Consider the following 11,062-nt stretch of genomic DNA (forward strand, 5'->3'; position numbering starts at 1 on the left):
ATGCGAGAGCCCCGGCCCGCCCGATGGGCGAACCGGGGCTCCCGGGTCGTCGCGCCTAGAGGCGCTGCTGCAGGTCGGCGATCACCGCCTCAGCCGCGCGGATGACGCTCGCCGCCGCGTCGGCGTCGGAGCGGATCCGGCTCGGGGCCTTGCTCGCGATGAACTCGAGCTTGCTGATCGCCGTGGGGATGTCCCCGGCGGCCAGGGCCGCGTCGGCCTCCGCCAGCGTGTCGCCGAAGGACGCGTTCACGCCCTGGGTGATCCGCTTGTCGGCCTTGAGTGCCGCGAGCAGGGCCCGGATGTCGCTCGTCGACGTGGTGAACGTGAGCTGGTCGAGTTCGACCCCGCCCGTGCTCGTCACGTAGAGGCGGTCGGTGCCGTCGGGCACCGTCACCAGCGGCGACGAGGACTCCAGCCAGGCGCCGCTCGTGTTCGCGACGTCGATCGTCAGGAACGGCTCGGCGTCGGCGGCACCCCAGCGCAGGGCGAGGGTCCCGGTGCCGATGGCGCGTGCCTCGACGCCGGTGATCCCGACCAGGTTCACCGGGTCGTACGCCAGCCAGTCGCCGGCGTCGAACGAGGTGACCTTGCGCACGCCGTGCGCCGTGGCGTCGTCGACGATCTGCGTTCCGCCGCTCGTGGCATCGGCGTGCTCGGCCTGCAGGTCGCGCGGGTTGAGCAGCGTCACGGCGTCGCCGAGCAGCGCCGGTGCGGTGGCGGTCCCGCCGTCGGTGTACGAGGCGCCGATCACACCGTAGATGTTCTCGGTCTCACCGTGCCCGGCCTCGGACTGCGTCTCGATGGTGGCGGTGCATCCGCTGCCCGTGAAGAGCGGGTGCGCGTGCGTGTTGTCGTGGCCGAGGCCGTAGCTCCACAGCACCCGGCTGCAGTCGATCGTCTCCTCGGGGTCGGTGACCTTCACCTCGAAGGCGACGTTGTCGCCCCAGTCGGTGAACGAGCCGTTCTCGGGGGTGATGATCTCCACGATCGGGGCGGTGTTGCCCACCGTGATGACGACCGAGGTGAGGCTCACCCGTCCACCGCTGTCGGTGACCCGCACACGGGCGGTGTACTGGCCGTCCTCCGTGTAGGTGTGGCTGATCTCAGCCGGACCGTCGGTGAAGGTGCCGGTGCCCTCGAGGTCCCAGGCGAAGCTGAGCGCGAGGTCGTCGGGGTGGCTGCTGGCCGCTGCCGAGAAGTCGACCTCGAGCGGGCCGTGACCCGACGTGACCGACGCGGTGAGGTCCGCACGGGGTCCCTTCGTGCCGACGACGTAGTCGACCCGGTAGAGGCCCGCGTCTGGGTTCGGCCGGAAAAAGCCGTCTCCGTAGTCGAGCACGTAGAGCGACCCCTCGGGACCGAACTCGAAGTCGATCACGTTGTCCCAGATCGGCATGCCGGCGGCCGTGAGGGCCGAGTTCGGCAGGAAGTCCTGGATCTTCGTGACCTCGCCGTCGGGGTCCTCCTGCGTGAACGCGAAGATGCGGTCGCGCGAGAACTCGGCCATGAAGGCCTTGCCGTCCCAGTACTCCGGGAACTTCGTCGCGGAGGTGTTCTCCTCCTCGAAGCGGTAGGTGGGTCCGCCCATGGGCGCCTGGCCGCCGCTGCCGAGCTCCGGCCACGGCTGGTGCGTCGGCTGGTCGCCGTACCAGATCTGGGGCGCGGTGGCCGACGGCAGCTGCTGCAGGCCGGTGTTGTAGGGCGACGGGTTCACGAGCGTGCCGTCGCAGTCGTACCAGCCGCGCACCGTGAGGGTCTCGTAGTCCCAGTTGCTGTAGTTCGCGTTGGGACCGTGGCAGTAGGGCCACCCGCCGTTGATCGGCACGGTGGTGGACTGCCACTCGACGTAGCCCATCGGACCGCGATCCGGGTTCGCCGTGCCCGCGTCGGGGCCGTAGTCGCCCCACGTGAGCGCGGAGGTCACCGGGTCGTAGTCGATCCGGAACGGGTTGCGCACGCCCATCACGAAGATCTCAGGTCGTGTGCCGGCCGTGCCCGGCGCGAACAGGTTGCCCGCAGGGATCGTGTACGAGCCGTCGTCCTGCACGTCGATCCGGAGGATCTTGCCACGGAGGTCGTTCGAGTTGCCCGCACCGCGACGCGAGTCGAAGCCGGGGTTGAAGCCGGCCCGATCGTTCATCGGCGCATAGCCGCTGGCGCCGGGTGCGCTCGCCGGGGTGTTGTCACCCGTGGAGAGCAGCACGTTCCCGTCGTTGTCGAACGCCACATCACCGGCGACGTGGCAGCACTGCCCGCGCTGCACCTCGACCTTGATGATCGCCTGCTCCGTCGACAGGTCCAGCGAGTTCGACTGCGCGTTCCACTTGAAGCGGCTGAGCTGGTTGTAGCCCTTCCACTGGTCCCAGTAGCTCGCGTCGGCACCGGCTGGAAGGCTGTTCGGCGCGGAGCCGGTCGGCGTCGTCGCGGGGTACGGCGCCGTCATGGTGCGAGGCGCGTAATAGAGGTAGACCCAGCCGTTCTCCTCGAAGTCGGGGTCGAGGGTGATCGTCTGCAGGCCGTCCTCGGAGTTGGCGTAGACGTCGATGGTGTTGACCACGGTCGTCGTGCCCTGAGCCGGGTCGGTGAGTCGCACCTGGCCGCCGCGCGTCGTGTGGAGCACGCGCGAATCGGGCAGCACGGCCATGTCGATCGGCTCGCCGACGTCCTTCGTCAGCGTGACCTTCTCGTAGTTGGCCCAGGTGGTCGCGGTGATCTCGTCGCCGTGATCCTCGCCGTCGTGCGCGAAGGCCGCGGTCCCGACGCCCACCGTGAGCGAGGTGACCGCCAGCAGGCCGCTGAGCGCGAGTGCGCCCAAGCGGCTTCTGGATTTGGACATGGATGTCTCCTTGGAAGAGGGGTGAGTGGATACGGGAATGCCCCGGGCCGGGTTACGGCCTGGCCCGGGGCGGAGTGCGGCTAGCCGCGGAGTGCGGCCATGCCGTCGTACGCGACCTGCGCGAACGCCAGCGACTGGCCGGGGTTGGCGTTGCCGCCGGGTGCGGTGTCCTGCTCCCACATGGAGTTGTGGTAGCCCTTGGCGCCGATGCGCTGGAAGAACGTCGTGTAGTCGATGTCTCCCTGCCCGAACGGCACCATGTCGTACCCGTTCGGGTTGGCGGGGTTGAGCTTGCCGTCCTTGGTGTGGAACAGCGGGAACCGGGTGGTCTGCGCCGCGACGACGCCGGCGGGGTCGAAGATGCTCTCGACCACGGTGCCGTCGGGCGCCGTGAAGCTGCGGTGCTTGTACTGCGCCACGTGCGCCCAGTAGATGTCCATCTCGAGGTACACGTAGCTCGGGTCGGTGTTCGCGAGGAAGTGCTCCAGGCGACGGATGCCGCTCGAGCGCGTGGGGCGGCCGAGCGCGTCGAGCGGGCCGCTGTCGAGCAGGAAGCTGTACGCGATGTCGTGGTTGTGCGTGTACAGCTTCAGGCCGTGTGAGGCGGCGCGCTCGCCGAAGAAGTTCCACCGCTCGGCGGCGAGCTCCCAGTCCGCGACGAAGGCACTGTTGGTCGGGTCGCTGCCCGTGCCGATGTGGCCGAAGCCGAGGATGTTGGCGACCTCGCACTGGGCGTCGAACTGCGCGATGGTGGCGTCGCTGATCGTCGACGGAATCGAGCCGTGGTTGCCCTCGGCCTCGAGTCCGTTGTCGTCGAGCCAGGTGCGAAGCAGCTGTGCCCCGGCGACGGAGTTGACGTTGCCGCCCTCGGCGTTGGCGTTCTGGTTGTAGCCCGCGAACTCGATCTGCTTGTAGCCGATCCGCGAGAGCTCCTGGAAGACCTCCTTGAAGCCCGACGCGAGGTCGGTCGTGTTCGGGTCGCGCGAGATGGCGTCGCGCACCGTGTAGAGGATGATGCCGCGCTTGCCCGGGGGCAGCAGCACGCCGTTGCCCCCGGCCTTCACGGCACCGGATGCTGCGGCTGCGGCAGCGCCGCGGGTGGCGGCGTGAGCGGGGCCACCGCCGAACGCGGCGGCGCCGAGCGCGGCGGCTGCGGCCATGCCCGTCGTCGCTGCGAGCAGCTGCCGCCGCGAGAGGCCGAGCTTGCGGCCGAGCTCGGGGTTGTCGTCGCGATCGATCAGATCGTCCATGATGCTCCTTTGCATGAAGAGGGGTGTGTCGAGACTCGACCCGGCCGACCCGACGCCACGTCGCGTCGCACCGGAACGGAGTCTCGGAACGGGCGCGCGAGGGCCTGATTCACACCGGTCCCCGCGCTCCCAGCCCGCTTGGAGGCCGGGCCCCCACGCGCGCTTCTCTCGAACGCTACGGCACAAATCGCAAATTGGTCAAGCGAAAGCCGGGAGCCGAACATTAATCTTTAGTTGGTTGACCGTCATAAGTCTGAATCGTTCGAAAAGGCCTGATCAGGCCAGCGGGATCACTTGGCGGCGCGCTCTTCGGCGGGTGCCGCGACAGGCGTGTCGGAGGGTGCGCCACTGCCGTCATCGCGGATCTCGGTCTTCAGGATGCGCATCGATTGCCCGAGCGATCGCGCCAGCTGGGGGATCTTGGGAGCGCCGAAGAGCAGCAGGATGATGGCGATGACGATGACGGCGTGCCAGCCGTTGAGGTTCGCGAACATGTTTCCTCCGTGAGTGCAGGCCGGACGCCTTCGGCGCCCTTGACCTCGCCAGACTAATCACATCGCGTGGCAGAAGTCGACCATTCGCACGCGTGCTTCGAGCGATCGGGAGGAGATAGTGCCTACTTGGCAAGCGTGCGCGCGAGCGCCAGTGCCTCCTTCGGCGACACCTCGGGCAGGTACGCCCTGCCGATGGCCACGCCGATCGCGGGCAGGGCGAGTGGGTCGGGATAGGCCATCGAGATGGTCTCGTACTCGGGATTGAACTTGGCCTTGAAGCGGAACAGCGACGAGAAGCCGTAGGCCGGCTCGAGGGTGCGGGCGAGGAACTCGAGGAGGCGGGTCATCCCCGTCGGCGCCGGCGCCGTCTCGCCCGGCGCCAACGGCTTCGAGGCGAGCGGGGCGCCCGACAGGCTCAACACCTCGGCGCCCGTCTCCTTCATGTGCAGCGCCGCCGACGCGATGAGGAACTCCATGATGCCGTTCATGCTGTCGTCGGACCGGCGCATGAAGTCGATGGTCCACCCGACGACCTCGCCGTCGCGGTAGACGGGGAGCCAGCTGGTGACGGCCTGCACGCGCCCGTCGGGGGCGATCGCGAGCATGAGGCGCACGTCGGGGTCCTTGAGCTCGGCCATCCCGCCCAGGGTGAACCCCATCTCGGGCAGCTCCTTCTCGGAGACCCACTCCTCGGAGATCGCGTTCACCTGCGCCACCGTGGCGAGCGGCAGGGCATCCCACGTGGTCCACACCGTGGTCATGCCCTCCTTGATGCCGCGGTTCAGGGCCTGCCGCACCTTCTGCCACGGCTTGCCGGCGAGTTCGAGCCCCGTTGTGCGCACCAGGGTCTCCTCGCCCACCGACAGGTGCTCCCAGCCGAGTTCCTCGAACACGGGCAGCAGCTGCGGGTGCACGCTGTAGAACACGGGCACCCAGCTGTTCGCGTCGCAGAACGCGGCGAACTCGCGGATGACCCGCCCCGCGGCATCCGCTGCGCAGATCGGGTCGGATGTCGTGATCGCGACGCCGTTGATCACGCGATAGGCGATCACCGACTCCCGGTCGTCGCCGAACCAGTAGACGTTGCCGGGCCACGTGGCCATGAAGCCGAGGGTGCCGCCGCCGTGCCGACGCACGAGCGCCCGCGCGCGGAGGCGATCGGCGAACCCCATTTCTGCGTCGGTGCGGCGCATCAGGATCACGGCGGCGACGATGAACACCACCCAGAAGAGTGGGCCCACCAGCTGGAAGAGCGCGCTCGTGAGGTCGTGCCCCGGCAGCACGATGGGGTCGACCACCGCGAGGAAGTGCGGCGGCACGAATCGCTTCAGGGTGTCGATGAGCAGGTCCGCCGGTGAGGCTGCCGGCCAGTACTCGTCGATGGTGACGAGCCCGGCGACGAAGTAGACGAGGGCGAGCACCAGGAGCGTCCCGACGACCGTCGCCACGAAGCGCGCCACCGCCGTCCGCGGCGCGCGGATCCGGAAGTGCCGGCGCGTCACGACGAGCATGACGATGACGCCGACCGGCAGGGCGAGCACCGCGAGGGCCCACACGACGAGCTCGCCGAGGTCGAACACCGTCCACGTGCCGTCCTCGACGTCGGCCGTCGTCACCGTGACGTCGAGCGCCGTGCGCGCGAACACGATGATCGCGACGTTCACCGCGATGGCCAGCCACCACGCGAAGCGCCGGCCGTTGTGCAGCCCCCACGCCGAGAGCAGGAGGAGCAGCACGGGCACGAACGACAGCACGAACATGCCGGGCCCCTGCGCGCTGAGGATCGCGAGCTGCCGCACGCACGCGTCGGCCGCCTCCGCCGTCGTCACGGTGCACTGGGAGATGACGGCGTCGAGGTCGACCGCGCCGTCGTCGAAGAGGTACGAGCCGAAGGCGAACGGGGTGAGGTCGCTGCGGTTGGCGAACGCCACGATCGGGCCGATCCCGGTGACCGCCACCACCGCCGCCACGAGGGTGCGGGTCTCGGCGTGCGAGCTTCGCCGTGCCCGCAGCGTCGACGGGTCACCCGTGAGCAGCACGCCGAGGAACAGCCCCGCGACCGCCGCGATCAGCCGGTACGCGTTCGACGAGTCCCCGTCGTAGAGCACGAACACGAGGATCGCCGCGAACGTGACGACGCGGATCCGCCGGCGCCACAGCACCCCCATGAACGCCGTCGCCGTGACCAGCGCGCCGACGATGCCCGCCAGCGGATCGAGCGTCAGGTCGGCCGCGGTGCCCGCCGCCCACCACTCCCCGGCGAGGGAGCCGACCCACTGCAGGCCGGTGCCCAGTGCGACGCCGACGACGCCCGTCACGACGAACGCGACGATCGCCCGCCAGGTGCCCATGCGGCGCTCCGCCACTCCGAGCAGCACGATGGTCGCGACCACGCCGAAGACCAGTTGGAACGGGTCGAACGGGATGACCAGTGCGGTCGCGACCGTCCACCACCGCCCGCCGTCGATCGTGGTGATCACGCCCGCCGCCCACGCCTGCGCGGTGGCATCCGTCGCCGGTCCGATGGCCGTGCCCGTCACGATCGCCGTGACGACCAGCAGCACCGCGAGCGCGATGCTGAACGGCACGCGGCGCATGAACCCGGCGATCGCCTCCCCGGTCGAGCGCAGGCGTCCGGCCGGCTCGACGTCCGTCGAGTCGTGGGAGGTCTCGGTCACGGAACCGCCAATCCGAGTCGTGGATACAGCACCTCGAAGCCCGAGTCGAGCCCGCCGAGGAGTCCGCTCACGCCGTGGTCGGCGTCGGGCACGCTGACGAAGGTCGTGGCCATGCCGGCCGCCGTCGCGGCATCCGCCAACCGCTGCGCACCGGGGCCGAACGCGCCGTCGTTCGCGCCCACCGTGAAGACGGCCGTCGTGTCGGGGTACGGCGCCTTCGACGCCATGATGCTCGCGGGCTTCACCGCGTCGTACGCGGCCTGGTCGCCGCGGAAGATCGAGGTGAGCACCTCGTCGTGGCGCTCGGCGCCGGCGTACTCCACCGGCGAGACGGCGAGGATGTTGCCGAAGGCCTCGGGGTACTTCGCGCCGAAGTACGCCGCGCACCCGCCGCCGTTCGAGTAGCCCGCGACGGTCGTGTACCTGGCGCCCTGCAGCACGTCGAGGTGCTGCCGCGCCCACGGCAGCACGTCCTGCATGACGTACGTCTCGACCTTGCCGCGGTCGGTGTCGAGGCACAGCGGGTCCTCGGCGGGATCGCCCAGCTGGTCGACGACGAGCGCGATGGGCGCCAGCCCGTTGTTCCGCGCCGCGTACTCGTCGAGCACCTGGCCGATGAAGGTCGCGTCGGGGTCACCCGGCTGCCCCATCATCATGATCACGAGGGGCAGGCCCGGCGCGTCCTCGACGAGCGCGGCGGGCGGCAGGTACAGCTGCGCCGGGCGCGCCTCGAATCCCGAATTCGTGTTGGGGATGCCGCCCGCCGGGGTGCCGATCCGTCCGGCCTCCGGCATGTCGGCGGGCGGAACCCAGGTGCTCGCGATCGGCTCCGCGGGGTCGGGGCTCGGCGTCGCCTCTGGATCGCCGAGGTCGATCACGCCTGCCGTCGAGACGCCCATCAGCGAGCCGAGCGTGCGGTTCAGGCCGTACGACGCGTTGATGCCGAGCAGCGCCGTGATGGCGAACACCGGGATCGCGAGCAGCGCGACGAGCTTGCGCCACCACCGGGAGTACCAGAGGTTCCAGATGGCGAGCGTGCACGCGGCGAACGCCCCGGAGACCCACCACCAGGTCGCCTCGTTCAGCGGGCCGTCGACGACGTCGAGCACGTTCACCGCGGTCCACAGCGCCCCCGCGCCGACGATCGCACCCACGATGAGGAGCACGATCACGGTCAGCACCCACGACCCGCCGGGTCCGCGGCCGAGCAGGTAGACGAACATCGCCGCGGCCAGCACGTACCACGTGATGAGGAACGGCCCCTCGATCACGTTGATGCGGAGCACGAGATCCCACATCCACGCCCCCTCCGCCGGCGGTCGGTTGCGCCACAGCGTAGACCCGGCGGGCCGGCTCGTGCGGGTGCCCCGCTGCATCCGGCCGACGCGGATGCCGCAGGGTCGCGCCCGTAGGATGGAGGCACCGTTCTCGTTCCCGGGCGCTCGCCCGAATCACCGACCATTGGAGCCACCGTGGCCGCACCCAGCCGTCTCGAATCCGTCATCGCCCTCGCCCAGCACCGGGGCTTCGTCTTCCAAGCCGGCGAGATCTACGGCGGTTCGCGATCGGCGTGGGACTACGGGCCCCTCGGCGTCGAGCTGAAGGAGAACATCAAGCGGCAGTGGTGGCGCTACATGGTCACTCGCCGCGACGACGTCGTGGGTCTCGACTCGAGCGTCATCCTCCCCAAGCAGGTGTGGGTGGCATCCGGTCACGTCGGCGTCTTCACCGACCCGCTCGTCGAGTGCCTGCACTGCCACAAGCGGTTCCGGGAGGACCACCTGCTCGAGGCATTCGAGGAGAAGAAGGGCCGTGTGCCCGAGAACGGCATGGGCGACATCGTCTGCCCGAACTGCGGCACCCGCGGCCAGTGGACGCCGCCCCGCGACTTCAACATGATGCTGCAGACCTACCTCGGCCCCGTGCAGGACGAATCCGGCCTGCACTACCTCCGCCCCGAGACCGCGCAGGGCATCTTCACGAACTTCGCCAACGTGCTGCAGGCCGCACGCATGAAGCCGCCGTTCGGCATCGGCCAGATCGGCAAGTCGTTCCGCAACGAGATCACGCCCGGCAACTTCATCTTCCGCACGCGCGAGTTCGAGCAGATGGAGCTCGAGTTCTTCGTCGAGCCCGGAACCGATGACGAGTGGTTCCAGTACTGGGTGGACTACCGGTGGAACTGGTACATCGACCTCGGCGTGAACCCCGACAACCTCCGGCTCTTCGAGCACCCGAAGGAGAAGCTGTCGCACTACTCGAAGCGCACGATCGACATCGAGTACCGCTTCGGCTTCACCGGCGGCGAGTGGGGCGAGCTCGAGGGCGTCGCGAACCGCACGGACTTCGACCTGTCGACGCACTCCGAGCACTCCGGCAAGGACCTGTCGTACTTCGACCAGTCGAAGAATGAGCGCTGGACGCCCTACGTGATCGAGCCCGCGGCCGGTCTCACCCGCTCGCTCATGGCGTTCCTCGTCGACGCGTACCACGTCGAGGAGGTGCCGAACGCGAAGGGCGGCACGGACTCGCGCACGGTGCTCAAGCTCGACCCGCGCCTCGCCCCCGTCAAGGCCGCGGTGCTCCCGCTCAGCCGGAACGAGCGCCTCTCGCCCCTCGCGCGGGAGGTCGCCGCGTCGCTTCGCCAGCACTGGAACGTCGACTTCGACGACGCCGGCGCGATCGGGCGTCGCTACCGTCGCCAGGACGAGATCGGCACGCCCTACTGCGTCACGGTCGACTTCGACTCGCTCGACGACAACGCCGTGACGGTTCGCGACCGCGACACCATGGGTCAGGAGCGTGTGCCCATCGCCGAGCTCGAGGGCTACCTCGCGTCGCGCCTGATCGGCGCGTAGGACGACGTCGCCGCGTCGCGGAGAGCGCGCCGGTGGACCGCCCGGGACGTAGTGACGCGGCATCCGCTCGGGCGCTGCTCAGGGGAACACCTGCGAAACAGGATGGAACCCGCGATCGGTGCCCGAATCGCGGCCGCATGCCTGAACCCGGCGGATGGGTGCGTCAGTGGGGCGGTCAGCCGGCGCGCCGCGCGGCCCACTCGCGGCGCAGCACGCCGTAGATCGCGGTGTCCTGCCACTCGCCGTCGTTGTACTCCTCCTCGAGGATGGTCGCCTCGCGGCGCATCCCGAGGCGTTCGCACAGGGCAGCGGATGCCGCGTTCCGCGCGTCCAGGAACGCCTGCACCCGGTGCGGGCGCAGCGTCTCGAAGACGAAGTCGCGCACGGCCGCGGCCGCCTCGAGCGCATAGCCCCGGCCCTGGAAGTCGGGGTGCAGCACCCACCCGAGCTCGAGCTGGGCGTGCTGCGCGTTCGAGACGCGCACCATGAAGTCGCCGATCACGCGGTCGCGCGCCGGGTCGTCGACCGATGGCGTGCCGGGCAGGGTGGCCGCGAAGACGACGAAGTCGGCGTCGGCGGCGAGGATGCGCCCGGCGGCGCGCTTCGCCGTGTGCTCGGCGGCTTCCGTGCGGTCGCGCTCGGGCCACGGCAGGTACCGGATCACCTCGGGCAGGCGCTGGTACTCGAAGACGTCGGCGGCGTCGGATGCCTCGAGCGGCCGCAGCACGAGTCGGTCGGTGCGCAGCGGGTCGGCGGTGAGCGGTCTCGCGTCGTAGGGGAACCGAAGGGCGGGTGGCCCGTCGGGGTCCGCGATGGCGGTGCCCTCGTCGGGCGTGGAGTCGGTCACGAAGCGTCGGCCTGCGAGGCAGGCCCCGCGGCATCCGTGCCCGAAGCCGCGCTCGCGGCATCCGTCGCCTGCGCATCGCGCACTGCTCGGGCAGCCGCG

The 11,062-nt window shown here is 70.0% G+C and carries 7 protein-coding genes; 1 reads left to right on the forward strand and 6 read right to left on the reverse strand.

Going from position 1 to position 11,062, the window contains the following annotated elements:
• Positions 1 to 55 precede the first annotated feature (55 nt).
• From GH736_RS09980 to GH736_RS10000, 5 genes are all read right to left on the reverse strand, one after another.
• Positions 56 to 2,836 (reverse strand): PQQ-dependent sugar dehydrogenase, encoded by a 2,781-nt coding sequence (locus GH736_RS09980; RefSeq protein WP_159602739.1) that lies wholly within the window; start codon positions 2,834 to 2,836, stop codon positions 56 to 58.
• A gap of 80 nt (positions 2,837 to 2,916) precedes the next feature.
• Positions 2,917 to 4,086 carry a sugar phosphate isomerase/epimerase family protein gene (locus GH736_RS09985; protein ID WP_159602741.1) on the reverse strand — a complete coding sequence of 390 codons (1,170 nt, stop codon included), beginning with the start codon at positions 4,084 to 4,086 and terminating at the stop codon, positions 2,917 to 2,919.
• Positions 4,087 to 4,376: 290 nt separating this feature from the next.
• Entirely contained in the window at positions 4,377 to 4,580 is a 204-nt protein-coding gene (gene tatA, locus GH736_RS09990; RefSeq protein WP_159602743.1) for a twin-arginine translocase TatA/TatE family subunit, read from the reverse strand.
• Positions 4,581 to 4,702: 122 nt separating this feature from the next.
• Positions 4,703 to 7,258 (reverse strand): phosphatidylglycerol lysyltransferase domain-containing protein, encoded by a 2,556-nt coding sequence (locus GH736_RS09995; protein ID WP_159602745.1) that lies wholly within the window; start codon positions 7,256 to 7,258, stop codon positions 4,703 to 4,705.
• On the reverse strand, positions 7,255 to 8,556 hold the full coding sequence (locus GH736_RS10000; protein WP_159602747.1) for an alpha/beta hydrolase: 1,302 nt from the start codon (positions 8,554 to 8,556) through the stop codon (positions 7,255 to 7,257). The genes GH736_RS09995 and GH736_RS10000 overlap by 4 nt, the downstream gene beginning before the upstream one ends.
• 174 nt (positions 8,557 to 8,730) lie before the next feature.
• Here GH736_RS10000 and GH736_RS10005 point away from each other — a divergent pair, with 174 nt between their 5' ends.
• Positions 8,731 to 10,116 (forward strand): glycine--tRNA ligase, encoded by a 1,386-nt coding sequence (locus tag GH736_RS10005; RefSeq protein WP_159602749.1) that lies wholly within the window; start codon positions 8,731 to 8,733, stop codon positions 10,114 to 10,116.
• Positions 10,117 to 10,291: 175 nt separating this feature from the next.
• Here GH736_RS10005 and GH736_RS10010 read toward each other — a convergent pair whose 3' ends face one another.
• Complete coding sequence (locus tag GH736_RS10010) at positions 10,292 to 10,963, reverse strand: GNAT family N-acetyltransferase (RefSeq protein WP_159602751.1); 672 nt, start codon at positions 10,961 to 10,963, stop codon at positions 10,292 to 10,294.
• Positions 10,964 to 11,062: the final 99 nt, after the last annotated feature.

It is taken from the genome of Agromyces humi (genome assembly GCF_009720255.1).
Taxonomy (GTDB): domain Bacteria; phylum Actinomycetota; class Actinomycetes; order Actinomycetales; family Microbacteriaceae; genus Agromyces; species Agromyces humi.

Excerpts from the sequence above, each read along its gene's own strand:
- GH736_RS09980 (WP_159602739.1), bottom strand. The coding sequence starts at position 2,836 with ATGTCCAAATCCAGAAGCCGCTTGGGCGCACTCGCGCTCAGCGGCCTG.
- GH736_RS09985 (WP_159602741.1), bottom strand. The coding sequence starts at position 4,086 with ATGGACGATCTGATCGATCGCGACGACAACCCCGAGCTCGGCCGCAAG.
- tatA (WP_159602743.1), bottom strand. The coding sequence starts at position 4,580 with ATGTTCGCGAACCTCAACGGCTGGCACGCCGTCATCGTCATCGCCATC.
- GH736_RS10000 (WP_159602747.1), bottom strand. The coding sequence starts at position 8,556 with ATGTGGGATCTCGTGCTCCGCATCAACGTGATCGAGGGGCCGTTCCTC.